The sequence below is a fragment of the Janthinobacterium sp. LPB2021202312-11-4 genome, assembly GCF_037049705.1.
Classification (GTDB): domain Bacteria; phylum Pseudomonadota; class Gammaproteobacteria; order Pseudomonadales; family Pseudomonadaceae; genus Aquipseudomonas.
Map to the genome: position 1 here is coordinate 422925 of NZ_JBAGKV010000001.1, position 23292 is coordinate 446216.

Genomic DNA, 23292 nt, shown 5'->3' on the forward strand with positions numbered 1-23292 from the left:
GCCGAACGCGGAGCGTCCGTTGAGGCATTCCCACGCAGAGCGTAGGAACGATAAGGCGACCTGAAAAGGTCGCCTTTTTTATGCCTGATGGAATTACACCACCGCTTTACGCAACGTCGCCATGAACGCCGCCGCGCCAATGAACAGCCCGGCAAACGTGCGGTTCATGCGTTTCTGCTGTTTCGGGGTGCGCAGCAGGCGCAGCACTTTGGACGCCAGCCCGGTGTAACCGGCCATGACGATCAGGTCGACGCAGATCATGGTCGCGCCAAGGATCAGGTACTGAGCCACCAACGGTGCGTGCGGGTCAATGAACTGCGGCAGCACCGCCAACATGAACACCAACGCCTTGGGGTTGCTGACGTTCACCAGGAAACCCCGGAACACCAGCGCCAGCGGCTTGCCGATCTGTCGCACGGAGGCGTCGTCGCTCATATCGCTGGGCAGCGCGCGCCATTGCTTGACCGCGAGATAAACCAGATAGGCCACGCCAAACCATTTGATCGCATAGAACGCCGTGGCCGACGCCGCGAGGATCGCACCGACACCGGCGGCCACAATCGCAATCTGCAACGCCAGACCCAATTGCAGGCCCAGGGCATTCCAGTAACCGCGCCAGAAACCGTAACGCAAGCCGCTGGACATCGACGCAATGGCGCCGGCACCGGGAGACAGACTGATCACCCAGCAGGCAGCAAAAAACGCCAGCCATGTTTGAAGCACCATCGCACACCTCGACTCAGACTCGTGACAGACGTCTAAGCTAATGCGGCTTTGGGCCGATGACTACCGATTTTTTACAGGGCAGAGGGGGCTGCCGACCAGCGTTTGCAGCTATAGGGCCCCTTCGCGAGCAAGCCCGCTCCCACAGTGGCCCAGTGTTGTTCACAAATAATGTGTGCACTGGAGATCCATTGTGGGAGCGGGCTTGCTCGCGAAAGCGGTCTATCAAGCAACGAAGACTTACTTCTCAAACCCGCTCGAAGGGAAAACATCCGACCCGCGCCAGCGCCGAACCGAGCGCTGGAAGAACAGGCTGTTAGGCACTTGCACCATCGCGCTGCCAGTCCCCGCCTCTTCCGCTTCGATCAATGTGGTAAACAGCAGATTGATCGCCACGACCCGGCCTTTGACGCCCGGCTTGTCGAGGGTGTCCACCAGTTCGACCACATCACCGATGCGAAACGGGCCAACAGTGAAGATCAGAATTGCGCACAGCAGGTTGGAGAGCACGCTCCACATGGCGAAGAACGCCACGGCCGCCACCGCGACGAACCCGGACAACGCGGTCCAGAGCACCGTGGCCGACACGCCGAGTCGTTCCAGCACAAAGATCAACGCGCTGCCCATGATCAGCCAGCGCAGACCACCGCGCAGCGGCATCAGCAGTTGGGGCGGAAACGGGTAGCGCTCGCCCAGTCGGGTCAGGCCTTTGGCAACGAAGCGCTGGGCGAGGTAACCCGCCAGCAGGATCAGCAGGATTTGCACGCCGAGCCAGATCGGCTCGACCCACATCGCCGGCAGCGGCAGCTTGAAGGCGTCCATCAGGACAATGCCTCCAGCTCCGCCTGCATGCTTTCCAGCAGTTCCAGGGCTTCCATCCAGGATTCTTCCAGTTCGGCTTCACGGACCTTGAGCTTGGCCTGTTCGGCCAGCAGATCACGCAATTCGTTCTTGCGTGCCGGCTCGTAGATGTCGCTATCGCCGAGGCTGGCATCGATCTTCGCCAGTTTCTCGTGGAGCTTGCCCAGCTCGGCTTCGAGCTTGTCGGCTTCACGCTTGTGCGGCGCCAGTTGCTGACGCAACGCAGCGGCGGCTTGGCGCTGAGCCTTTTTGTCGGTTTTGTCCGGGTTCACCGGGGTATTGCTGACCGGGGCATTGCGCTGGCGATAGTCCACCAACCAACGGGTGTAGTCCTCAAGGTCGCCGTCGAACTCTTCGACCTTGCCGTCCGCCACCAGGTAGAAATTATCAGTGGTGCTTTTGAGCAAATGACGATCGTGGGAGACCACCAGCACCGCACCGGTGAATTCCTGCAACGCCATGGTCAGCGCCAGACGCATTTCCAGGTCCAGGTGGTTGGTCGGTTCGTCGAGCAGCAACAGGTTCGGCCGGCCCCAGGCGATCAACGCCAGCGCCAGGCGGGCCTTCTCGCCACCGGAGAAGTTCAGCACCGGCTCATCGATGCGCGCCCCACGGAAGTCGAAACCACCGAGGAAGTCGCGCAAGGTCTGCTCGCGCTCGGTCGGCGCCAGGCGCTGCATGTGCAGCAACGGGCTGGCCTTGGAGTCCAGCGAGTCGAGCTGATGCTGGGCAAAGTAGCCGACCACGGTGTTCTCGCCACGGGTCAAGCGCCCGGACAGCGGCTCGAGTTCACCGGCGAGGTTTTTGATCAGGGTCGATTTACCCGCACCGTTTGGCCCGAGCAAACCGATGCGCGCGCCAGGGGTCAGTTGCAGCTTGACCTTCTCCAGCACGGCGCGCTCGCCGTAACCCAGGCGCGCGTCGGAGATATCAATCAACGGACTGGAAATCTTGTGCGACTCGCGGAACACGAAGTCGAACGGCGAATCGACGTGGGCGGCGGACAGCTCTTCCATGCGCTCCAGCGCCTTGATCCGGCTCTGGGCCTGACGGGCCTTGGTGGCCTGGGCCTTGAAGCGGGCGATGTAGCTTTCCATGTGCGCACGTTGCGCCTGCTGCTTCTCGTAGGCTTGCTGTTGCTGAGCCAGACGTTCGGCACGGGCGCGTTCGAAGGCGCTGTAGCCACCGCGATACAGGGTGATTTTGCGCTGATCGACGTGGGCCACGTGATCGACCACGGCATCGAGAAAATCCCGGTCGTGGGAAATCAGCATCAAGGTGCCGGGATAGCTTTTGAGCCAGTCTTCGAGCCAGATGATGGCGTCGAGGTCCAAGTGGTTGGTTGGCTCATCGAGCAGCAACAGGTCCGACGGACACATCAATGCCTGCGCCAGGTTCAGACGCATCCGCCAGCCACCGGAGAAATCTCCTACCTGACGATCCATCTGATCGTTGGTGAACCCAAGCCCCGCCAGCAGCTTGCGCGCCCGGGCGTCGGCGGTGTAACCGTCGGCGCTGTCGAGTTCGGCATGCAGGCGGGCCTGAGCGGCACCGTCGTGGGCCGCTTCGGCGGCGGCGAGGTCACGTTGCACCTCACGCAGGCGCAGGTCGCCATCGAGCACGTAGTCGACCGCGATGCGATCGAGGGTGTCGATCTCCTGGCGCATGTGGGCGATGCGCCAGTCGCCCGGCAGCAAGCAGTCACCCGAATCCGGATGCAGGTCGCCCAGAAGCAAGGCGAACAGGCTCGATTTGCCGGCGCCGTTGGCACCGATGAGGCCGGCTTTGTGGCCGGCGTGCAGGGTCAGCTCGGCGTCTTCTAGCAGACGTTGCGGGCCACGCTGTAAAGTCAGGTTCTGAATTCGGATCATAATGGCGGCGGAGTCTATCAGCTTCGCTCGCAACTGGCGCGAGTAGCACTATGTCTGCTGACCTGTGGAGCTTTTCCCTGAACACTTACGCCCGTCCCGGCGTTGAAGGCGTGTGCCTGCAATTGCAATCGGCGGGGGCAAATGTCTGCCTGTTGCTGTGCGGGTTGTGGCTGGAACAACGGACTGTGGGCTGCACCGAGCAACGCTTGCAGGCGCTTTTTCAGGTGGCCGGGCCTTGGGAGGTGAATGTCGTGCAGCCGTTACGGGCATTACGCACGCAATGGAAAATCGCCGCCGCTGACGACCCAGAGCTCAATGCGTTGCGCGAGCAAATCAAAACCCTTGAGTTGGAATCCGAACGGCATTTGCTGATGCAACTGGAACGCACGGCCCTGGAGTGGCCGCAAGATGAGGTGACCGAACGATCGGCCTGGCTGGAAGGTGTGGCGGCAGGCGCCGCCAACCTGGACCGCGACGCGCTGCTTCAGCTGCGCGTCGCGGTAACCGGCACTTAGGAAGCGCTGGTTGGGGTGGTGCTCGATGCAGCGGCCGAAGCTGGCGCAGCGGTCGTTGTCGAGGTGCTGGCTGGAGCAGGCGATGCTGCGGCAGCCGGGGTGGCAGGCTTGGCGGCTGGCGCGGCAGCCGGTTTAGCGGCGACTGGTTTTTTCACCGCTGGTTTTGCAGCAGCAGGTTTAGCCGCTGGCTTGGCAGCGGGTTTGGCCGCTGGCTTGGCAGCGGGTTTGGCCGCGGCAGGTTTGGCAGCGCTTGCGGTAGCCGGTTTAGCAGCAGGTTTTGCCGCCGGTTTTACGGCTGGCTTGGCAGCTGCGGTTTTAGCGGCTGGTTTGGCAGCAGGCTTGGCCGCTGGTTTCGCAGCGGTTTTAGCAGCGACTGGCTTAGCGGCCGGCTTGGCAGCAGGTTTCGCAGCGGCGGTTTTAGCCGCAGGTTTGGCAGCCGGTTTTGCAGCTGCGGTTTTCGCTACAGCGGGTTTGGCAGCAACTGCTTTTGCAGCGGCAGGTTTGGCAGCGGCCGTTTTAGCCGCTGGTTTTGCAGCGCTCGCCGCCACTGGTTTTTTCGCAGCAGGTTTTGCGGCGGCTTTGGCCGGTGCTTTGGCAGCCGGTTTGGCAGCAGCTTTCTTGGCAGGTGCCGCAGCAGGTTTGGCCGAACGCAGGGACAACGCCTTGCTGACAGCCTCTTGTACGCGACCGACGCCCTGGGCCAGTTTCAGGCTTTCTTGAGCATCACGCTTGAGTTGCAGAATGTAGGTGCGGGTCTCGGACTGACGATCCTTCAAAGCATCGAGCAAGTCTTCGAGTTGCTTGACGCCGTCCTTCGCCTTGGCCTGTGCCTTGGCTTTGCCGGCCGCCGCAGCGTCCTGCAATTTGGTACGGGATTTGTGCAGTTTCTCTTGCGCTTTTCCGCGCTGCTTTTCCAGTTTGGCGAGCAGTTTTTCAGCATCAGCCAAGGCTTGGGAACAAGCGGTTTCCAAATGCTCGAGCAGGCTGCCCGAAAGTTGTTGGAGTAAGTGCAACGGAGTATTTACAGGCTTCTTGGTGGCCGACATGGTTTACCTCCTGGCTGACGTGAATGCGGCTCATACTAGACCTCTGCTGACACCGCCGCTAGGTCATGTTGACAGTATCGAAAGCGCTGCGTTGCAACGGATTGAAAATGTTCTGCGCCAACGCAAAAGCAGTTCACCGTTTCACCTGTCCTCACTGGCATAATCCCCGGCATCTCAGGTCGGAGAGTGCCCATGTCGCGCTACCTTTTTTTATCCCTGCTCGTGTGTTTTTCCACCGTCCAAGCCGCCGAAAAAACCGCTGAAAATGACGCTCACGATCTCGCTTACAGCCTGGGCGCGAGCCTCGGCGAACGCTTGCGCCAAGAGGTTCCGGACTTGCAGCTTCAGGCGCTGATCGAAGGTTTGCAGCAAGCCTATCAAGGCAAACCCCTGGCCCTGAAAGACGCGCAGATCGAACAGATCCTTGCCGACCACGAAGCCCAGGTCGCCTTGCAACCGGCCGCGCCACAAAGCGAAGAGGCGCTGGAAAAAGAACAGCGTTTCCTCACCGAAGAAAAAGCCCGGCCCGGCGTTCACGAACTGGCCGATGGCGTGTTGATGACGGAGCTGACCCCAGGCACCGGCGCCAAGGCAGGGCCAAACGGCAAGGTCCAAGTGGTGTACATCGGTCGCTTGCCCGACGGCACGGTGTTCGATCAGAACAGTCAGCCGCAGTGGTTCAGTCTCGACAGCGTGATCACTGGCTGGCGCAGCGCGCTGCAAAACATGCCGGTGGGCGCGAAGTGGCGCCTGGTGATTCCATCGGAGCAGGCCTATGGCGCCGACGGTGCCGGCGACCTGATTGCGCCGTTTACGCCGCTGGTATTCGAGGTCGAATTGCGCGGCGCCAGCAGCTAAATAGCGGAAACGAAAAACGGCGCGCAGAGCGCACCGTTTTTGTGTGTTGAACGAAGGGGTTCAGGCCTGAACCGAATCCTCTTCCTTGTGAGCGGTGTGCAGCACTTCGATCAGGCAATCTTCCAGTTCGAAGCGTTCGTGCAACAGGCCGCCCAGCTCCTTGAATTTCTCGGCAACGCATTGGCCGGCATCGCACAGGTCGTTGAACGCGAGCAGTTTCTCGGTAATGACGTCGATGCGTGGGTAGATCGTCTCGGCCAGTTCCAGGCCGCGCGTATCACCGAAGGCCTTGGCTTCGCCGGTCAGCTGTTCGTAGATTTCGAAATGCCCGGCGGACACGTAATCGACCAGCACGCCGCAGAATTCCTGCAATGGCTTTCGGTTCTCGCCCAGCGCTTCTGGCTTGGCGCCGAGAGCGTCATAGGCCCGAACCAGTTCGTGACGCTCCTGCAACCAGCGATCGATCAGCAGATGCACTCCACCCCAGCGTTCCTGAGCATTCTGACAACTTTCGAGCATGGTGATCTCTCTTCCCTTGTGGGTCATGCTGCTCTACACCTGACGCCTTCTTGAAGGTCAGGAATCGGCCAGGCAGAGCGTCATCGAGCAACATAATTCCAATGACACGTGCGGGCCAGATTATGCCCGCACGACAATGGCTTCAAGGTACGCAGGAGATAAAGTTCATACAAGTGTTTAATCGCCAGCCATGGCGTGGTGCGACGACTCGCCGCTGGGCGGTCACTGACAAGCGATCCAGACATGGCGCAGCAACTGATAGATCCCCAGGATCAGCATCGCGACGAAGAACAGCAGGCTCCATTCCGGGATGCTCAAGTCGAACAAACTCCAGGAGATCTGCGCGCACTCATCGGCGCCCTTGAACAGCCGTTTTACGATGCACGTCCACGGCATGTTGCCAAACACGTCGTCCATATTGGGCGAACAGGTCGAGAGCTGCTGCTGCGGGTCGCTCTGCAACAACACCTGACGCCACGCGGCGACGGTCCCGCCCAGGCTGGCGGCCAACGCCAGCAACCAATAGATGAAAGACCCCAATCGCCGTGGACCATGCACCGAGGCCACCAGGCAAACCAGCATCAGCAGCGCCAGACAAATCCGCTGCAATAAACACAACCCGCAAGGCTTGAGGCCGACCACGTATTCCAGGTAATAGGAAACGCCCAAGGCCAGGGCACCCGCGGTGAAAGCCATGAAAAACAAGGAGCGTGAGCAGGCCAAAGACATGGCTAATCCGTAACAGTAGAGACAGGCGGTTACGGTAGAGGAAAGCGCGCCAGCCTTTCAAGGCGGGCCGGCACGGACACTTCACCAGAAGTGTAGGGAATTCCCGACAGAATCAAGAGGATTTGAGGTAGCCCCTTGTAGGACTCTGCCGCACAGGGACTACAAGACTAAACATTCGGCGGCGGAACACACATTTTGTGTGTGAGGGAGCTTGCTTCGGATGGGGTGCGAGGCGCCTCCAGAATGAGGGCTGCTGCGCAGTCCGACGGGGGCAAGCCCCCTCGCCACAGGCAAGCCCCCTCAGCACAGGCGAGCTCCCTCGGGTTTTATGTCGGCTGTTGAATCAGGCGCGCACCGCCACCGGCAGCGGAGCCGCCAGCAGGCGTTCATCCAGCAGGCCCAGGCCTTCCTGGAACAACTGGTTACTGCGCTCGGTGTCGCCCAATTGCGCCAGCAACCTGGCCAGTTCGGCACAGGCTTCCGGGTTGCGCTGCACACGCAGGCTGCTTTCCAGATAATCCCGGGCCTTGCCCCACAAGCTGCTTTGCAGGCACAGACGACCCAAGGTCAGCAGCAAGCTCGGGTCGGCCGGATGATCCTTGAGCCAGCCCTCGGCCGTTTGCAACTGACGCGCCGGATCGCTGCCGCGCACCAGCCCATAGAGACGTGCCAGATGGCTGTCATAGTTGCGCTTGAGTGCCGCACGCAAGACTTCTTCAGCCTCGACCTGCGCCCCCAGTTGCCGCAATTGTTCGGCGTAGGCCAGGACCAATTGCGGCTCCTGACGCTGAGCATTGGTGAGCTGCTGCCAGGCGCGGGTGAGTGCCTGCAAACCGACGGTCCCATCCTCTTCGCCGCGCGCCGCCAGGCTGAGATTTTCACCCCAGGCCCGACGTTCCAGCTCAGCCAGTTCGGCCGCCGGCAGGACTTTATCCTTGCGCAGCTCCGGAAGCAGGCGAATCACCGCCGACCAGTCGCCGCGCTGTTGATGCAGACGCTGCAACTGACGCAAGGTCTGCACGTTATGCGGATGACGCTCGTGCATCGCTTGCAGGGTCGTCAGGGCACCTTCGGTGTCGCCCCGATCGGTCTGCAACTGCGCGTGACTCAAGGCAATCGCCAACTCGGCCTGGGGCTGACGCTCAAGGGCGCGCTCCAGCAGGTTGTCGCATTCCTCGTAGTGACCTTGCTCGTTAGCGGCGCGGGCGGCGCCGAGGTAGTACAACAACGGCTGACGCTCGGCTTCGGCGGCCCGGTGCAGATGACGCTGGGCACTGGCCCAGCGACCTTCGGCAAGGTCCAGTTGACCATGCTCGATGGCGACTTGTACCCGGCGACTGCGGTTGCGCCGCGACCAGGGATTGACCACGCCACCCGACGTCGTCACCAGTTCGACCAACGCCTTGATGCCCCAGAACACCAGCCAGAGCACCGCCAGCAACGCCAGGGTCGCCCACAGGCTCGACTCATAGCGGAAGCTTTTATAGGCGATCAGCACGTAGCCGGAATGCTCGGCAATCGCCAACCCCAGCGCTCCGGCGGCAGCGATGAGCAGGAACAGAATCACATAGAGGCGTTTCATGGCGTGGCCTCCTGCGCAGTGTTCGCGGCAGGTTTGGCCAGTGGTTTGATCGAGTCTTCGGCATTCACATTGCGCCGCTCCAGATAACCCTGAACCGCGCTCAATGTACCGGTCAGGTCCGGAGTGACTACCGTGACCGGCTCCTTGCTCAGCTCCGCAACTTGTTCAAGCATGATTTTGCTTTGCGGGTTGTCCGGGTTGAAATTGCCCTTGAGCACATCCCGCGCTTCGGTCAGCGCCTGGGTGTACACCGGCGCCTGGCCGTTGAGCGCGGCCCATTGCGCCTGTTCCAGCGCCAGGCTCAGGGCCAGGCGTACCTGGCTCAAGCCCTGCCCGGCCAGCAACGGACGGACATTCTTGTCAGCATTGAAATCGATGCGGATGTAATGCGAGATCTGATCCCACCATTGCGCCCAGCGACTGGCGCCATCGCCATCGGCGGTCAGGCCCAGCAGGGATTCGCCACGGTCCTTATACTCCGGCGCCAGCTCGGTGAGGTTGATCACCTGATCGCGCAAGACGCCGAGTTTCAGGAATAACCCGGTGCGGTCCGGCTGCTCGGTGCTGCGCAAGGCCACCAACGTCTTGGCGACCTGCTCGCGGGCGGCAAAGGCGCCGGGGTCATTCTGTTCGCGGAGAATTTCATCGGCCCCCTGCACCAGGGCCTGGGCGCTGCTGATGTCCTGCAGCGCCGACAGACGCAGGCTGGCCAGACGCAGCAAGTGCTCGGCCTCGGCCAGACGCCAATCTTTGCGGCTGGCACCGAGGACGGTTTCGAGCTTCTGATTCAAGCGTTGCTGATCGCCCTGGAGCTGCGTCACCAAACGGCGACGGTCTTCCAGTTCATCGGCGGCCGGCAATTGTTCGAGGCGCGCGGTCAGGCGTTGATCACTGAGCTTGAGGCTCTGGGCCTGATCGTTCAGCGCCTGGACTTCACTCAATTGCTGCTGGGTGTTGGCCTGCAGGTGTCGCACCTGCCAGACGCCCCAACCGCCTACGGCAACACCGGCAGCGCCCAGCAACAGGGCGACGATTGCGAGTCCATTGCCTCTACGCTGCACCGCAGCAGGTGGTGGAGTTTCAACAGGCGCATCGAGCACCGGCTGCACGTCATCTTTAGGCAAGAGTGTTTCGCTCACGTATCCATCCTTTGCATTAGAGAACGGGTACGGGTTGCTCCCGTAACGCCGTCAGCAAAGCCGTGGCACTCGCGCCACGACAATCCACAACAGTTCGGGCCCCGGCGGCACGTGCCAGCTCGGCGACCCTTGGGCTTGGAACAAACAACGGCAACTGCGCCAATTGCGGCCAGGCATCGCCAGCCAATTGATGCAAGTGCTCGAAACCCTGTCCACTGCTGACCACCAGCCCGTTCAAGCGTTCCGCTTCGATCCGGTCCGGCAGTGCAGCCGTCGCGTAATCCGGCATGCCACGACGGTACAACTCCAGATACTCGACACTAGCACCAAGCTCGCGCAAACGCTCAGCCAGCAACTCGCGACCGCCCTCCCCGCGCAGGATCAACACCCGCGGATCGGGCCGGGCGATAGCCTCGCGCAACACGGGAAGTGCAAGCAAGGCTTCGCTGTCATCGCCCTCGACCGGGAAGCTCACATCAAGCCCGAAAGCCTCAAGGATTTGCGCAGTCGCGGCGCCCACCGTGAACCACTTAAGGTGCGCTGGCTTCGGCCCATATTGACTGAGCAGATCGATGCCGATCCTGGCCGCCGGTTTACTGACCACGATCACCGCGCAGTAGCGATCCAGACCCTGGATCACCTCGTGCATTGTGTCAGAGGCGGGAATCGGCGCTATCTCCAAAAGCGGCAGACAGCTGCTGAAAATCCCGCATTCGGCCAACACGCTGCTCAGCGCCGCCGACTCATCCGCGGGGCGCGTCAGCAGCAGACGCCAGCCGGTCACTCGTGACCTGCCTCGCCGTAGACCGCTTTCAGAATGTCGCCGGCACCCTGGCTCAGCAGGTCTTCGGCGACTTGCACGCCCAAGGATTCGGCGTCACCGCGCGGCGCACGAGCCTGGGCACTGAGCAGCAAACCACCGCTCGGATCGCCCACCAGCCCACGCAACCAGACCTGATCGCCTTCAAGCACGGCGTAGCAGGCAATCGGCACTTGGCAGCCGCCATTCAGATGCTTGTTGAGGGCACGTTCGGCGGTGACGCGAGTGGCGGTGTCCTGGTGATGCAGCGGCGCCAGCAAGGCGTGGATTTCGCTGTCGGCGCTGCGGCATTCGATACCCACCGCGCCCTGGCCACCGGCCGGCAGGCTGTCATCGACGCTGATCGCCGAGGTGATGCGATCTTCGAAGCCCAGGCGAATCAAACCGGCCGCGGCGAGGATGATGGCGTCGTATTCACCGGCATCGAGCTTGGCCAGACGGGTGTTGACGTTGCCGCGCAGGAAACGGATTTCCAGGTCCGGGCGACGGGTCAGCAACTGGGCCTGACGGCGCAGGCTGGACGTCCCGACGATGCTGCCTTTTGGCAACTCATCCAGGCTGGCGTAGGTATTGGAAACGAAGGCATCGCGCGGGTCTTCGCGCTCGCAGATGCAGAACAGACCCAGGCCTTCAGGGAAGTCCATCGGCACGTCTTTCATCGAGTGCACGGCAATGTCGGCTTCGTTTTCCAGCAGCGCAGTTTCCAGTTCTTTGACGAACAGGCCCTTGCCACCGATTTTAGAAAGTGGCGAGTCGAGCAGCTTGTCGCCACGACTGACCATGGGCACCAGCGTCACCCGCAGGCCGGGGTGGGCCTGCTCCAGGCGAGCTTTGACGTATTCGGCCTGCCAGAGGGCCAGCGCACTTTTACGGGTGGCGATGCGGATTTCGCGAGAGGACATGGATCAATCCGTACTGAATAGATACGGCGGATAATAACAGCTCAGCCAAATCCACTTTGACTTGTATCAGGAACTGCACGGCCTCCCTGGCCTTGAACGTCCGGCAATCGGGTGAGAAATCCGCCTGGGAACGGCGGATTAAAGCTGTTGCATCATTTTGCGCACGCCGGCCACGTGGCGGCGGCTGACAATCAGCGCATCCCCGTTCAAGCCTTTGAGGAACAGCTGGAAGTGCCCCAGCGGCGTGCGTTGCAGACGCTCGATACGTTCGCGGGCGACCAGGGCGTTGCGGTGGATTCGCACGAAACGGTCGCCGAATTCGTCCTCAAGCGCCTTGAGCGGTTCGTCCAGCAGCACTTCGCCGCCTTCGTGGCGCAAGGTCACGTATTTGTGGTCGGCGATGAAATAGACCACCTGACCCAACGGGATCAGCTCTATGCCTTTGCGGGTGCGGGCACTGATGTGGCTACGTGGGCCGCTGCCGGTTTCGGCGGCCGGACGAGTGAGAGCGGCGAGCTGGACCCGATTGGGCCGCTCGGCCTTCTTCAAGGCATCGAGTAACAACTCGGCTCGCAACGGTTTGAATAGATAACCGACACCGCTGGCCTGCAAGGCTTCCACGGCAAATTCATCGGGCCCGGTGCAAAACACCACGGCTGGCGGGGTTTCGCGCTCGCACAGTCGGGCAGCCACTTGCAGGCCATCAAGGCCTGGCATGCGGATATCGAGCAGCACGATATCCGGCTTGTGGCTGTCGATCAGTGCCAGCGCCTCTTCGCCGTTCGTGGCGCTGGGCTCCAGGACACTGTATCCCTCGAGTTCGCCGACCATTCGGCTCAGGCGCTCGCGGGCCAGGGGTTCGTCATCAACGATCAGGACATTCATATTGCGCTGGATTCCTGCGTGAGTCTCGCACAAGGATAGCGTAGACAGGTGAAGTGACATCCGTCACCGCGATCCACGCTAAGACTGGCGCGAGGGCCAAAAAGTGCCGCGAGACCGGCGGCTAAATTTTCATCTGCCGGGCGATTGGTGGCCCAGGCCCGCGTTGGCGAGGCATCGCCGTAGGGTTTGCTGATACACAATATGAACACCCCCTCTTCTTATCGTCAGCCGCAGCATAGAGAAGTGCGCTGATCCTACTGTCCAACTGTAGACGGTTGCCGGCGCGATATTGCTCAATTGAAAAATATCGTTGCGCAATTTCCCACGGTATTGCCCCGAGTATGGACCGAGGGATGAGAAAAAAACGTATCGACCAGTGTCAGCGACAGGATTGGCAACCCTGTTATTATCCGCCGCAGCGTTCAACGCCAACTTTCTTCAAGCCGATACGAGCGAATTCATGAGCACTGACAAGACCAATCAGTCCTGGGGCGGCCGCTTCAGTGAACCCGTCGACGCCTTCGTCGCCCGCTTCACCGCCTCCGTCACTTTCGACCAGCGCCTGTATCGCCACGACATCATGGGCTCGATCGCCCACGCTACCATGCTGGCCAAGGTCGGCGTGCTGACCGATGCCGAGCGCGACAGCATCACCGATGGCCTGAAGACCATCCAGGGTGAAATCGAGGCCGGCCAGTTCGACTGGCGCATCGACCTCGAAGATGTACACATGAACATCGAGGCGCGCCTGACCGACCGCATCGGCGTGACCGGTAAAAAACTGCACACCGGCCGTAGCCGTAACGACCAGGTCGCCACCGACATCCGCCTGTGGCTGCGTGACGAAATCGACCTGATCCTGGCCGAAATCACCCGCCTGCAAAAAGGTCTGCTGGAGCAGGCCGAGCGCGAGGCCGGCAGCATCATGCCGGGCTTCACGCACCTGCAAACCGCGCAGCCGGTAACCTTCGGGCACCACATGCTGGCCTGGTTCGAAATGCTCAGCCGCGACTACGAGCGCCTGGTGGATTGCCGCAAACGCACCAACCGCATGCCGTTGGGCAGCGCCGCACTGGCGGGCACCACTTACCCGATCGACCGTGAGTTCACCGCGCAACTGCTGGGCTTCGACGCCGTCGGCGGCAACTCCCTGGACAACGTGTCCGATCGCGACTTCGCCATCGAATTCTGCTCGGCCGCGAGCATCGCGATGATGCACTTGTCGCGGTTCTCCGAAGAGCTGGTGCTGTGGACCAGCGCGCAATTCCAGTTCATCGATCTGCCGGACCGCTTCTGCACCGGCAGCTCGATCATGCCGCAAAAGAAAAACCCGGACGTGCCGGAGCTGGTTCGCGGCAAGACCGGTCGCGTATTCGGCGCCCTGATGGGCCTGCTGACCCTGATGAAAGGCCAACCCCTGGCCTACAACAAGGACAACCAGGAAGACAAAGAGCCGCTGTTCGACGCCGCCGACACCCTGCGCGACTCGCTGCGCGCCTTTGCCGACATGATCCCGGCGATCAAACCCAAGCACGCGATGATGCGCGAAGCGGCGCTGCGCGGTTTCTCCACTGCCACCGACCTCGCGGACTACCTGGTGCGCCGTGGCCTGCCCTTCCGTGACTGCCACGAAATCGTTGGCCACGCCGTGAAGTACGGCGTGGAAAGCGGCAAGGACCTGGCGGAAATGAGCCTGGAAGAACTGCGCAAGTTCAGCGACCAGATCGATCAGGACGTGTTTGCCGTGCTGACCCTGGAAGGCTCGGTGAATGCCCGTGACCATATCGGCGGGACTGCGCCGGCGCAGGTCAAGAAGGCTGTGGTTCGCGGTCAGGCGTTGCTCGCAAGCCGTTAAAAGCTTCGCGGGCAAGCCTCGCTCCTACAGGTATGCGCTGATTTCGAAATCGACGTACATCCCGCAGGAGCGAGGCTTGCCCGCGAAAGCGGTTTTGAAGACGCTAAAAAACCCTACTTCTTGGACGCGACCATCGCCAAAAACCCTGGCATCGCCGCTTCCTTGTCCGCCGCAATCCGCTGCACATGCGGGTTCTGCTCCAGACGCTCCAGCAGCGCCTTGGCCGCCGGCATCTCGGCCAACAGATCAATCCCGAACAGTTTCTGCCCGACCGCACAGGCCAGGGGCACGCTGTAGAGGAAATACAAATCCGCGATGCTCAGGCTGTCGCCCGCCACATACGGGGCGAACTTGCCGTGCCGGCCCAGCGAGGCAAAGCCCAGCAGCAATTCAGCCTTGGTCTTGTCCTTGATCGCGTCCGGCACGGGCGAGCCGAAAAACGCTTCGCCATAACAGGCACGGCCCGGCAGCTCGATGTACAGCTCGATTTCCTTGGCCAGCGCCAGGGCTTGCGCACGCTCGAAAGGATCGCTCGGCAGCAGCGGCGTGCCTTTATGGGTTTGCTCGATGTACTCAAGAATAATGGCGGTTTCGTTGACGAATCCCTGTCCAACCCCCAGCACCGGCACCTTGCCGCGCGGGCTGATGGCCAGTGCTTCAGGGCTCGGCCCCGGGTAAAACAGCACTTCTTCGAACGGCACGCCCTTCTCCAGCAGCGCCAGTTTCACCATGTTGTAGTAGTTGCTGACGGAAAATCCATAAAGCTTGAGCATCACAAAGCCTCCGGGCCGTGCGGGGTTGGCAGTCCTGTTTTATAGATCGCCGAGGCGATTCTTGCCAGCAGCATCACAGCGCTGAATGCAGGTAAACTGCCCGCCTTAACTTGAGGAGCCTGCCATGAGCGAGCCGACTGATATCGATAACGACGAAGAAGAATTCACCGAAAACACGCTGATCGAAGCGATTGAAAACCAGATCGAAAGCGACAACCCACCGGCCGCCAAGGCCACCTTCAACAAGTTGACCCTGGTGGGTTACGAGCGTGAAGAAATTCTCAATCTGATGGCCCACGTGCTGGCGGTGGAAATCGACGCGATCCTCGAAGAAGACCGCGCGTTCAACACCGAATGGTACGAAACCGCCCTGCGCGCATTGCCAGAGTTGCCGCCGGAAAAGAAGTAAGCCCCCGCCCCCTTGTAGGAGCGAGGCTTGCCCGCGATGAACGATGACACGATTCATCTGACAGATCGCAGTGCGGCAATCGCGGGCAAGGCTCGCTCCTACAACACCCCGCCGCCGCACCAACCGCCGGGGAATGTTTCCCGAGGCGAAAAAACCCTGCTGCCAGCACTGGACATGCCGCACGAGTGGGCTCACCTTAGGGGCGCTATCGTCCAATTCCTAGAAAGTCTGGAGTCCTTATGTCGCTTACCCCTGAGTTGGTTGCCGAACTGGAAATCCTCGCCCTCTTCAACCTGGACAGTTCCCAGGAAGGTTTGAAAATTCATCAGACCGCTGCCCCGAAAGCCATTGCCGCCGCCCAACGCCTGTACGAAAAAGAGCTGATCGACCAGCCCGATGGCGGTTATCTGACCAGCCTGGGTCGTGACGCTGCGCAAAATATACAAACCCTGTTGACCATTCTCAGCGTCGAAGAAACCGCCTGATCGCCACCGTATCGCCCACGGGAACCCCTGCTACGGGATTTCCGCGGGCACTCTCGGTTGCCTGCTGTCGCCTCGCGATAGATATCTGACGCCAGAAATACAAATTCAGCTTAAAAGTCCCGGGGCCGAGGCGCTAAACTGCCCCTCATCCGCAGCCCCCCACGTCCGTGCCTCGCGAGCCGGTTTGAGCTGACATGACCCGCACCCACGAAATCCGCCCCGATCTGGACGAGGGAATCGACCGCAAGGTCCTCAGCCAGTTGCGCGCCCGTTTTCTCAAGCTCAACGAAGGCCGCATGGCCCGCGCCATGGAAGGGTTGTCGACGCGCCAGCAAGGGGTGTTGACCCTGCTGCCGCTGTTTTTCCACGTCAATCATCCGCTGTTGCCGGGTTACGTGTCCGGCAGCACGCCGGCCGGACTGTCGAACTATGAACCCGACAACACTGTGCTCGCCGAAGCCCAACGGCTGACCCGTTCGTTTTCCTACAAGCCCCGCCACGGCAGCAATCCGCCGCGCCCGATCCATGGGCTGTTTTTGATGGGTAGCCTCGGCACCCTGGCCCAGGCCGACCAGAGCGACATGGACGTGTGGGTCTGCCACGCCCCGGACTTGAGCGAAAACGAACTCACCGAGCTGCGCAAAAAGTGCCAGTTACTCGAAGTCTGGGCCGCCAGCCAGGGGGCCGAGGCGCATTTCTTCCTGATCGACCCGATTCGTTTCGTCCGGGGTGAGCGCGACACGCAATTGAGCTCCGAAGACTGCGGCACCACCCAGCACTATTTGCTGCTGGACGAGTTTTATCGCACGGCGATCTGGCTGGCCGGGCGCACGCCGATCTGGTGGCTGGTGCCGGTCTACGAAGAGGCCGGTTACCACCAGTACACCCACACGCTGCTGTCCAAGCGTTTTATCCGCGCCGACGAAACCCTCGACCTCGGGCACTTGGCGCACATTCCGCCGGGGGAATTTATCGGCGCCGGGCTGTGGCAGTTGTTCAAGGGCATCGAGTCGCCCTACAAATCCGTGCTCAAACTGTTGCTAACCGAGGTCTACGCCAGCGAACACCCCAAGGTTCATTGCCTGAGTTTGCGCTTCAAGCAGGCCGTGTTTGCCAATCGGCTGGACCTCGATGAGCTGGACCCGTACATCGTGGTCTACCGGCGCATCGAGGAATACCTCACCGCCCGTGGCGAGCCGGAGCGCCTGGAACTGGTGCGCCGCGCGTTGTACCTGAAGGTCAATCGCAAGCTCACTGGCAGCAACAGTCGCACCGCGAGTTGGCAGCGCTCGCTGCTGGAACGCCTGGCCAGCGAATGGCACTGGGATCAACGGCAACTGGCGCTGCTCGACAGCCGCAGTCAGTGGAAAGTCCGGCAGGTCAGCGCCGAACGCCGGGCGTTGGTGAACGAGCTGAATTACAGCTACCGCTTCCTGACCCAATTCGCCCGCACCGAGCAAACCGTCAGCCTGATCAACAAACGCGACCTCAATGTGCTTGGGCGACGGCTGTATGCGGCCTTCGAGCGCAAGGCGGACAAGGTCGAATTCATCAATCCGGGCATCGCCCCGGACCTGGCCGAAGACACCCTGACCCTGGTGCAGGCACCGAACAAGAAAGAACCGGGGCAAAGCCAATGGGGCTTGTACAACGGCAGCCTCGCCGCCCATGAGTGGGAACACTTCGCGCCGATCAAGCGCAGCCGCCAGTTGCTGGAACTGCTGACCTGGTGCCATCGCAACGGCGTCATCGACAGCAGCACCCGCCTGGCCTTGCACCCCGGCAGCAGCGACTTGAGCGAGTTCGAACTGTTCAATCTGCTCGGCAGCCTGCAACAGAGCGTCGCCCTGCCCCTGACCACCGTTGCCGAGGAGCCCTTGCTGCGCGCCGCCGTGCCGAGCGAGGTGCTGATCCTGGTGAACGTCGGCGTCGACCCGCTCAAGCATCACCGCGACTTGAACATCCTGATGACCACCGAGCGCACCGATTCCCTGAGTTATGCCGGGGTGCGGGAAAACCTGGTGCTGACCCTCGATCAGGTCACGCTCAATAGCTGGAACGAAGTGCTGGTCAACCGCTTCGACGGGCCTCACGCGCTGCTCGACTGCGTGCGCGATTACCTCAATAACCTGCCCAAAGGGCCGCAGCAGCCACGTCTGCGGGTGCGTTGTTTCTGCCACAACCGCGCGCAGTTCATCGCCCGGCGGGTGGAGGAAATCCTCGATACCGCGCAAAACCTGCTGCTGAGCAACCTCAATCACCGCTATCTGATTCAGGTCCAGCAGCACTATCACGTGCTGGAACTGGCGCCCGGCCAGGTCAACCACATCGCCCTGGCCACATTGCCGGCACTGTTCGACTACCTGGGCGAAGAGCTGGCCAGCTACAGCCCGCTGCACCTGGACCCGATGGCCCTCGAAGAACAGGACCTGGCGCTGCTGTTGCCGATGGGCCAGCCGGAATGCGTGCAGGTGTTCTACCGGATCAACGAGCAGCAGGCCGACGTGTACGTGCTGGATGAATTCAACGCGTTGTGGGCGCAGCGACTGCCCTATCACGACGAGCAAAGCCTGCTGGTGCCGCTGCAACGCTTCCTGCAATCGATCCAGTATCGCCGGGACGCCTTGCTGCCGATGGACGCCGCCCAGCCCCTGAGCCTCGACACGTTGTATTACCAACTGTTGCCGTCCGGCCCCGGCCGTGCGCGTCGGACCGAAGCCCGGCCCGCGCCGCAAACCCCGGTCAACAAACCGTTCTACGACGTCCAGGCGATCATCGGCAAAGCCGCACCGGGACAGGTGCAGGTCACGTTGTATTGCAATCAGCGGGAATTTTCAGAGCTGGAGCATGGCGATCAACTGTTCGGCGTAGTCGCCCGGGAAATCATCGATCAACGCCGGGAAACAGAACGCTACCGCTGCTATATCACCGACCTGGACCTCTCGGGCCTGCTCGGTGATGGTCAAAGCTCAAGCAATCTGTACCTGCGCTACAAAGCCGACCTGGAGCGCGCCTTGAACGAAGCGCTCGAGCAGGTCTAAGGGTTTTACTCGGGGAAATCGCCACCATGGGCCGGCTGCGATTCCACTTCCAGCAGCGTCAGTTTCAAGGTCTTGCCACCGGGAGCTGGCCAGTCGATGTGTTGACCGACCTTCAAGCCCAGCAAGGCACTGCCCACCGGCGCCAGAATCGAAATCTTGCCTTCGTCGGCATTGGCATCCTTGGGATACACCAGCGTCAGGTGGTAATCCTTGCCGCTGATTTCTTCGCGGCAATGCACGCGTGAATTCATGGTCACGACATCGGCGGGCACTTCATCGTGGCCGACCAGTGTGTCGGCGCGATCCAGTTCTGTTTGCAGCGCGATAACGCCCGGCAGCGTTTCATCCAGGCTGTCGATCAGACGCTCCAGACGTTGCACGTCCAGACGGGTAAGGGTGATGGAAGGTACGGTCATGATCCGGGCAGACTCCTTTCTTCTGCACAAAAAAAGCAAAACCCCGCCAGAAAAAGGCGGGGTTTTCACGAGCCTCGATGGGTTGAGGCGTTTCCGGACACTATCACAGCTCAATAAATATACAAGCCGGCACCGGACGGTGAGCATGCTCCCGAAGGCAGCGATTTTTTGGCGTCGTCAGGCCCAACGAAGAGCAAGATCAGAAGATCGCAGCCTTCGGCAGCTCCTACGGGGGATGGCGTACAGCCGGAAGAGACAGGTCGGCTGTCAGGCCGCCTTCGCGGGCAAGCCTTGCTCCTACAGGGTTGGGTGTACGCCACCCGCTTCTAACCACTCATCAGGCCGAGCGTTAGCTCGCCTGCAGCTCTTGATCTTGCCCTGCCCGCCCCTTCGGCAGGCTGAGTGGAGGTATTCATCTGGGGGGCAGGCGCGCAGCGCCGTGCGACGAAGTCGCACACATCGAGAGGAGGTCGAAGCGAAGCCGACCGGAGGCGATGCCCCCAGATGAATACCGGAACGAAGGCACGCCGAGCCTAAGCGAGGGGCCGGACGCTCGGGGCGAGACCTTTGGTTCCTTTGGGGCGTTTGCCAAAGGGACTCGCTGTAAGAGCGAAACCATAAGCCGCCGTTACCGCAGAAACGGATATGTACCCAATCAACCATCAACCTGGCCGGCCCAAAGGCCGCCAAGCCCCCATCACCCCATAAGCCGACGATCAGAGGCCTGAGCACAAATCACCCGGCGCCGATCATCATCCGCCGAACGCCATTCGCGGATATCTTCGACATGGCGAAAACACCCCAGGCAAACCTTCTGCTCATCCAGCCGACACACACCGCTGCAAGGTGAAGGCACCGCAGGGCTGACATTGCTGAAAAGCGGCTTCGGCGGGCGAACCGGTGCAGGCTGAGTCACGATCTCACAAACCTTCGAAATCAAATTCAGCGCCGGCCTGCTGCTTGACGATGCGCTCAAGCATTTCACCCAACTGCTCTTCGCTCTTGTCGCACATCCAGCGCTCGCTCTCTTCGTCATAGTCGAAATGAAAGCCACCGGACACCGCCGCCAGCCACAACTGACGCAGCGGTTCCTGGCGGCTGAAGATCAACTGGCTGCCGTTTTCGAACTTGACGGTGAGCACACCGGCCGAGCTCTCCAGATCGATATCCAGATCACTCTCGTCGAAAATATCCTCCAGCGATTGCTGGGTGGCATCGACCAGGTCGTGGAAACGGGCTTCGGTCAAACTCATCGCAGGAACCTCAAAAAATGTCTGATCACGCTCAAGCGCCGCAAGATACGGGCGAGCCCCGGTGATTGCAAAGGATAACGACCAAGGGCCGATATAGGTACACCAAACACTGCACTTGTGGGAGCGGGCTTGCTCGCGAAGAGGCCGGCACATCCGACATCTTTGTTGACTGAACCACCGCCTTCGCGAGCAAGCCCGCTCCCACAGTGGATCGCGCATAACTTACCGCCGTCGTCCAAGGCCCGCCGGACGGGAGCCGCGTTACATAGGCAAGCTGCCGGGTGGCCGGTATACTCCGGCGCAATTAACGCATTTTCAAGGATTTCGCCATGAAGCGCCTGATCTCTTCCCTTGCTGCGCTCGTCGCGGTTGCTTGCCTTGTGTCGGCCTGTGGTCAAAAAGGCCCGCTGTACCTGCCTGACGACACCCAAGACCCTGCCGAGCAGGCCAAGTCGTCGCAGCAGACGCCTGCGTCCAAAGCACACAAGCACGACGTCTACCAATAAGGGAACGCCATGGACGCTTTTAACTACCGTGACGGTGAACTGTTCGCGGAAGGCGTGGCCCTGTCCGCCATCGCCGAACGCTTTGGTACACCGACTTACGTCTACTCCCGCGCCCACATCGAAGCCCAGTACCTGGCCTATGCCGATGCGCTGGCCGGCGTGCCGCACCTGGTGTGCTTTGCCGTCAAGGCCAACTCCAACCTGGGTGTACTGAATGTCCTGGCCCGTCTCGGCGCCGGTTTTGACATCGTCTCCCGGGGTGAACTGGAACGGGTCCTGGCCGCTGGCGGCAGCCCCGACAAGATCGTGTTCTCCGGCGTCGGCAAGACCCGTGAAGACATGCGTCGTGCCCTGGAAGTCGGCGTGCATTGCTTTAACGTCGAGTCCACCGATGAGCTGGAACGCCTGCAAGTGGTCGCCGCCGAGCTGGGCGTTCGCGCGCCAATCTCGCTGCGCGTGAACCCGGACGTCGATGCCGGCACCCACCCGTACATTTCCACCGGTCTTAAAGAGAACAAGTTCGGCATCGCCATCGCCGATGCCGAAGACGTGTACATCCGCGCCGCGCAACTGCCAAACCTGGAAGTGCTGGGCGTCGATTGCCACATCGGCTCGCAACTGACCAGCCTGCCACCGTTCCTCGATGCCCTCGATCGCCTGCTGGGCTTGATCGATCGTCTCGGCGAGTGCGGCATTTACCTGCGTCACATCGATCTCGGTGGCGGCGTCGGCGTACGTTATCGCGATGAAGAGCCGCCACTGGTGGCCGACTACATCAAAGCCGTGCGCGAGCGCTGCGACGGTCGCGACCTGGCGCTGGTGTTCGAACCGGGCCGCTTCATCGTCGCCAACGCCGGCGTATTGCTGACCCAGGTCGAGTACCTCAAGCACACCGAACACAAAGACTTCGCCATCGTCGACGCGGCCATGAACGACCTGATTCGCCCGGCGCTGTACCAGGCCTGGATGAATGTCACCGCCGTGCGTCCTCGCGATACCGCCGCTCGCGCCTACGACATCGTCGGACCGATCTGCGAAACCGGCGACTTCCTGGCCAAGGAGCGTGAACTGGCCCTGGAAGAAGGCGACCTGCTGGCCGTGCATTCGGCCGGTGCCTACGGCTTTGTCATGAGCTCCAACTACAACACCCGCGGGCGTACCGCCGAAGTGTTGGTGGACGGTGATCAGGCATTTGAAGTGCGTCGCCGTGAGACGGTAGCCGAGTTGTTTGCCGGCGAAAGCCTGCTGCCGGAGTAAAACCATGCTGCTGCGTTTTACCAAGATGCACGGCCTGGGCAATGACTTCATGGTCCTCGACCTGGTCAGCCAGCACGCGCACATCCTGCCCAAGCACGCCAAGCAATGGGGTGATCGGCACACCGGCATCGGTTTCGACCAGTTGCTGATCGTCGAAGCCCCGAGCAACCCGGACGTGGATTTCCGCTACCGGATCTTCAACGCCGACGGTTCCGAAGTGGAGCAGTGCGGCAACGGTGCGCGCTGCTTCGCCCGTTTCGTGCTCGACAAGCGCCTGACCGCCAAGCGGCAGATCCGTGTCGAGACCAAAAGCGGCATCATCGAACTGGACATCCGCAGCGACGGCCAGATCGGCGTCGACATGGGCGCCCCGCGCCTGGTGCCGGCCGACATTCCGTTCGAAGCCGAAGGCCAGGCCTTGAGCTATCAACTGGAAGTCGACGACATCACGGTCGAACTGGCCGCGGTGTCCATGGGCAACCCCCACGCCGTGCTGCGGGTCAGCGACATCAATAACGCACCGGTGCATGAACTGGGCCCGAAAATCGAAAACCACCCGCGTTTCCCGGCGCGGGTCAATGTCGGTTTTCTCCAGGTCATCGACCGGAACCGTGCGCAACTGCGCGTCTGGGAACGCGGGGCCGGGGAAACCCAGGCCTGTGGCACCGGCGCCTGTGCGGCTGCAGTGGCCGCGATCAGCCAGGGGTGGATGGATTCGCCGCTATTGATCGACCTGCCCGGCGGGCGCCTGTCCATTGAATGGGCAGGGCCTGGCCAATCGGTGAAGATGACCGGTCCGGCAGTGCGTGTATATGAAGGACAAGTGCGTCTTTGAGTGAGCCAAACC

24 protein-coding genes are annotated in these 23292 nt (G+C 61.4%); 9 read left to right on the forward strand and 15 right to left on the reverse strand.

The window, feature by feature from the left end:
• Positions 1 to 93 precede the first annotated feature (93 nt).
• The 3 genes from V5E99_RS01925 to V5E99_RS01935 all read right to left on the reverse strand — a co-directional run bounded on the left by V5E99_RS01925 (position 94) and on the right by V5E99_RS01935 (position 3455).
• Positions 94 to 726 (reverse strand): LysE family transporter, encoded by a 633-nt coding sequence (locus V5E99_RS01925; protein ID WP_499800491.1) that lies wholly within the window; start codon positions 724 to 726, stop codon positions 94 to 96.
• A gap of 237 nt (positions 727 to 963) precedes the next feature.
• Positions 964 to 1545, reverse strand: coding sequence for a mechanosensitive ion channel domain-containing protein (locus tag V5E99_RS01930; RefSeq protein WP_475265091.1), 582 nt, complete (start codon positions 1543 to 1545; stop codon positions 964 to 966).
• A complete protein-coding gene (locus tag V5E99_RS01935) occupies positions 1545 to 3455 on the reverse strand; it encodes an ATP-binding cassette domain-containing protein (protein ID WP_499800492.1) in 1911 nt (636 codons plus the stop codon). The genes V5E99_RS01930 and V5E99_RS01935 overlap by 1 nt, the downstream gene beginning before the upstream one ends.
• Positions 3456 to 3505: 50 nt before the next feature.
• On the opposite strand from V5E99_RS01935, the gene V5E99_RS01940 reads away from it, so the two are divergent.
• Complete coding sequence (locus V5E99_RS01940) at positions 3506 to 3970, forward strand: TIGR02444 family protein (RefSeq protein ID WP_499800493.1); 465 nt, start codon at positions 3506 to 3508, stop codon at positions 3968 to 3970.
• Here the strand turns inward: V5E99_RS01940 and V5E99_RS01945 are convergent.
• Positions 3967 to 5016, reverse strand: a complete 1050-nt coding sequence (locus V5E99_RS01945) for an AlgP family protein (protein ID WP_499800494.1) — start codon at positions 5014 to 5016, stop codon at positions 3967 to 3969. The genes V5E99_RS01940 and V5E99_RS01945 overlap by 4 nt on opposite strands.
• 192 nt (positions 5017 to 5208) lie before the next feature.
• On the opposite strand from V5E99_RS01945, the gene V5E99_RS01950 reads away from it, so the two are divergent.
• Complete coding sequence (locus tag V5E99_RS01950; protein ID WP_499800496.1) at positions 5209 to 5874, forward strand: FKBP-type peptidyl-prolyl cis-trans isomerase; 666 nt, start codon at positions 5209 to 5211, stop codon at positions 5872 to 5874.
• A gap of 60 nt (positions 5875 to 5934) precedes the next feature.
• Here the strand turns inward: V5E99_RS01950 and V5E99_RS01955 are convergent, their stop codons facing one another.
• The 7 genes from V5E99_RS01955 to V5E99_RS01985 form a co-directional block, all read right to left on the reverse strand.
• Positions 5935 to 6393, reverse strand: coding sequence for an Rsd/AlgQ family anti-sigma factor (locus V5E99_RS01955; RefSeq protein ID WP_046045098.1), 459 nt, complete (start codon positions 6391 to 6393; stop codon positions 5935 to 5937).
• Between the two features lie 222 nt (positions 6394 to 6615).
• Entirely contained in the window at positions 6616 to 7122 is a 507-nt protein-coding gene (locus V5E99_RS01960; RefSeq protein WP_499800497.1) for a disulfide bond formation protein B, read from the reverse strand.
• Between the two features lie 343 nt (positions 7123 to 7465).
• Positions 7466 to 8704 carry a heme biosynthesis protein HemY gene (locus tag V5E99_RS01965; RefSeq protein ID WP_499800498.1) on the reverse strand — a complete coding sequence of 413 codons (1239 nt, stop codon included), beginning with the start codon at positions 8702 to 8704 and terminating at the stop codon, positions 7466 to 7468.
• Complete coding sequence (locus tag V5E99_RS01970) at positions 8701 to 9843, reverse strand: uroporphyrinogen-III C-methyltransferase (RefSeq protein WP_499800500.1); 1143 nt, start codon at positions 9841 to 9843, stop codon at positions 8701 to 8703. Before V5E99_RS01970 ends, V5E99_RS01965 begins: the two co-directional genes overlap by 4 nt.
• Positions 9844 to 9859: 16 nt before the next feature.
• On the reverse strand, positions 9860 to 10627 hold the full coding sequence (locus tag V5E99_RS01975; protein ID WP_499800501.1) for a uroporphyrinogen-III synthase: 768 nt from the start codon (positions 10625 to 10627) through the stop codon (positions 9860 to 9862).
• Positions 10624 to 11565: a hydroxymethylbilane synthase gene (gene hemC / locus V5E99_RS01980; RefSeq protein ID WP_499800502.1), complete on the reverse strand. Its 942-nt coding sequence runs from the start codon at positions 11563 to 11565 to the stop codon at positions 10624 to 10626. Before hemC ends, V5E99_RS01975 begins: the two co-directional genes overlap by 4 nt.
• 138 nt (positions 11566 to 11703) lie before the next feature.
• Entirely contained in the window at positions 11704 to 12450 is a 747-nt protein-coding gene (locus V5E99_RS01985) for a LytR/AlgR family response regulator transcription factor (protein ID WP_499800503.1), read from the reverse strand.
• Between the two features lie 460 nt (positions 12451 to 12910).
• Between V5E99_RS01985 and argH the strand changes: the two genes are divergently transcribed.
• Positions 12911 to 14305 carry an argininosuccinate lyase gene (argH, locus tag V5E99_RS01990; RefSeq protein ID WP_123509691.1) on the forward strand — a complete coding sequence of 465 codons (1395 nt, stop codon included), beginning with the start codon at positions 12911 to 12913 and terminating at the stop codon, positions 14303 to 14305.
• 113 nt (positions 14306 to 14418) lie between these two features.
• On the opposite strand, the gene V5E99_RS01995 is transcribed toward argH, so the two are convergent.
• Positions 14419 to 15078, reverse strand: coding sequence for a glutathione S-transferase family protein (locus V5E99_RS01995; RefSeq protein WP_499800505.1), 660 nt, complete (start codon positions 15076 to 15078; stop codon positions 14419 to 14421).
• Between the two features lie 124 nt (positions 15079 to 15202).
• On the opposite strand from V5E99_RS01995, the gene V5E99_RS02000 reads away from it, so the two are divergent.
• The 3 genes from V5E99_RS02000 (at position 15203) to V5E99_RS02010 (ending at position 19013) form a co-directional block, all read left to right on the forward strand.
• The gene (locus tag V5E99_RS02000) at positions 15203 to 15487 is read left to right on the forward strand and encodes a hypothetical protein (protein WP_046032224.1); all 285 of its coding nucleotides are present in this window, start codon (positions 15203 to 15205) and stop codon (positions 15485 to 15487) included.
• A 239-nt stretch (positions 15488 to 15726) separates the two neighbouring features.
• Positions 15727 to 15972: a TIGR02647 family protein gene (locus V5E99_RS02005; protein WP_499800507.1), complete on the forward strand. Its 246-nt coding sequence runs from the start codon at positions 15727 to 15729 to the stop codon at positions 15970 to 15972.
• Between the two features lie 194 nt (positions 15973 to 16166).
• Positions 16167 to 19013, forward strand: coding sequence for a class I adenylate cyclase (locus V5E99_RS02010; protein ID WP_499800509.1), 2847 nt, complete (start codon positions 16167 to 16169; stop codon positions 19011 to 19013).
• Between the two features lie 5 nt (positions 19014 to 19018).
• Here V5E99_RS02010 and rnk read toward each other — a convergent pair whose 3' ends face one another.
• The 3 genes from rnk to cyaY all read right to left on the reverse strand — a co-directional run bounded on the left by rnk (position 19019) and on the right by cyaY (position 20682).
• Complete coding sequence (gene rnk / locus V5E99_RS02015) at positions 19019 to 19429, reverse strand: nucleoside diphosphate kinase regulator (protein ID WP_499800510.1); 411 nt, start codon at positions 19427 to 19429, stop codon at positions 19019 to 19021.
• Positions 19430 to 20126: 697 nt separating this feature from the next.
• Entirely contained in the window at positions 20127 to 20465 is a 339-nt protein-coding gene (locus tag V5E99_RS02020; RefSeq protein WP_499800511.1) for a DUF1289 domain-containing protein, read from the reverse strand.
• The gene (gene cyaY / locus V5E99_RS02025) at positions 20350 to 20682 is read right to left on the reverse strand and encodes an iron donor protein CyaY (protein ID WP_017341439.1); all 333 of its coding nucleotides are present in this window, start codon (positions 20680 to 20682) and stop codon (positions 20350 to 20352) included. Before cyaY ends, V5E99_RS02020 begins: the two co-directional genes overlap by 116 nt.
• A 329-nt stretch (positions 20683 to 21011) precedes the next feature.
• Between cyaY and lptM the strand changes: the two genes are divergently transcribed.
• From lptM to dapF, 3 genes are read left to right on the forward strand one after another with little or no spacing between them, the layout of a single operon-like run.
• A complete protein-coding gene (lptM, locus tag V5E99_RS02030) occupies positions 21012 to 21188 on the forward strand; it encodes an LPS translocon maturation chaperone LptM (protein WP_499800512.1) in 177 nt (58 codons plus the stop codon).
• Between the two features lie 9 nt (positions 21189 to 21197).
• A complete protein-coding gene (lysA, locus tag V5E99_RS02035) occupies positions 21198 to 22445 on the forward strand; it encodes a diaminopimelate decarboxylase (protein WP_499800513.1) in 1248 nt (415 codons plus the stop codon).
• Positions 22446 to 22449: 4 nt separating this feature from the next.
• Positions 22450 to 23280, forward strand: a complete 831-nt coding sequence (gene dapF / locus V5E99_RS02040; RefSeq protein WP_499800515.1) for a diaminopimelate epimerase — start codon at positions 22450 to 22452, stop codon at positions 23278 to 23280.
• Positions 23281 to 23292: the final 12 nt, after the last annotated feature.

What these genes read in the sequence shown, in the direction of transcription:
- V5E99_RS02005 (WP_499800507.1), top strand. Translation starts at nt 15,727, where the DNA reads ATGTCGCTTACCCCTGAGTTGGTTGCCGAACTGGAAATCCTCGCCCTC.
- argH (WP_123509691.1), top strand. Translation starts at nt 12,911, where the DNA reads ATGAGCACTGACAAGACCAATCAGTCCTGGGGCGGCCGCTTCAGTGAA.
- V5E99_RS01955 (WP_046045098.1), bottom strand. Translation starts at nt 6,393, where the DNA reads ATGCTCGAAAGTTGTCAGAATGCTCAGGAACGCTGGGGTGGAGTGCAT.
- V5E99_RS01960 (WP_499800497.1), bottom strand. Translation starts at nt 7,122, where the DNA reads ATGTCTTTGGCCTGCTCACGCTCCTTGTTTTTCATGGCTTTCACCGCG.
- lptM (WP_499800512.1), top strand. Translation starts at nt 21,012, where the DNA reads ATGAAGCGCCTGATCTCTTCCCTTGCTGCGCTCGTCGCGGTTGCTTGC.
- lysA (WP_499800513.1), top strand. Translation starts at nt 21,198, where the DNA reads ATGGACGCTTTTAACTACCGTGACGGTGAACTGTTCGCGGAAGGCGTG.
- hemC (WP_499800502.1), bottom strand. Translation starts at nt 11,565, where the DNA reads ATGTCCTCTCGCGAAATCCGCATCGCCACCCGTAAAAGTGCGCTGGCC.
- V5E99_RS02010 (WP_499800509.1), top strand. Translation starts at nt 16,167, where the DNA reads ATGACCCGCACCCACGAAATCCGCCCCGATCTGGACGAGGGAATCGAC.
- V5E99_RS01950 (WP_499800496.1), top strand. Translation starts at nt 5,209, where the DNA reads ATGTCGCGCTACCTTTTTTTATCCCTGCTCGTGTGTTTTTCCACCGTC.
- V5E99_RS01925 (WP_499800491.1), bottom strand. Translation starts at nt 726, where the DNA reads ATGGTGCTTCAAACATGGCTGGCGTTTTTTGCTGCCTGCTGGGTGATC.
- dapF (WP_499800515.1), top strand. Translation starts at nt 22,450, where the DNA reads ATGCTGCTGCGTTTTACCAAGATGCACGGCCTGGGCAATGACTTCATG.
- V5E99_RS01985 (WP_499800503.1), bottom strand. Translation starts at nt 12,450, where the DNA reads ATGAATGTCCTGATCGTTGATGACGAACCCCTGGCCCGCGAGCGCCTG.
- V5E99_RS01945 (WP_499800494.1), bottom strand. Translation starts at nt 5,016, where the DNA reads ATGTCGGCCACCAAGAAGCCTGTAAATACTCCGTTGCACTTACTCCAA.
- cyaY (WP_017341439.1), bottom strand. Translation starts at nt 20,682, where the DNA reads ATGAGTTTGACCGAAGCCCGTTTCCACGACCTGGTCGATGCCACCCAG.
- rnk (WP_499800510.1), bottom strand. Translation starts at nt 19,429, where the DNA reads ATGACCGTACCTTCCATCACCCTTACCCGTCTGGACGTGCAACGTCTG.
- V5E99_RS02000 (WP_046032224.1), top strand. Translation starts at nt 15,203, where the DNA reads ATGAGCGAGCCGACTGATATCGATAACGACGAAGAAGAATTCACCGAA.
- V5E99_RS02020 (WP_499800511.1), bottom strand. Translation starts at nt 20,465, where the DNA reads ATGACGAAGAGAGCGAGCGCTGGATGTGCGACAAGAGCGAAGAGCAGT.
- V5E99_RS01935 (WP_499800492.1), bottom strand. Translation starts at nt 3,455, where the DNA reads ATGATCCGAATTCAGAACCTGACTTTACAGCGTGGCCCGCAACGTCTG.
- V5E99_RS01995 (WP_499800505.1), bottom strand. Translation starts at nt 15,078, where the DNA reads ATGCTCAAGCTTTATGGATTTTCCGTCAGCAACTACTACAACATGGTG.
- V5E99_RS01965 (WP_499800498.1), bottom strand. Translation starts at nt 8,704, where the DNA reads ATGAAACGCCTCTATGTGATTCTGTTCCTGCTCATCGCTGCCGCCGGA.
- V5E99_RS01930 (WP_475265091.1), bottom strand. Translation starts at nt 1,545, where the DNA reads ATGGACGCCTTCAAGCTGCCGCTGCCGGCGATGTGGGTCGAGCCGATC.
- V5E99_RS01940 (WP_499800493.1), top strand. Translation starts at nt 3,506, where the DNA reads ATGTCTGCTGACCTGTGGAGCTTTTCCCTGAACACTTACGCCCGTCCC.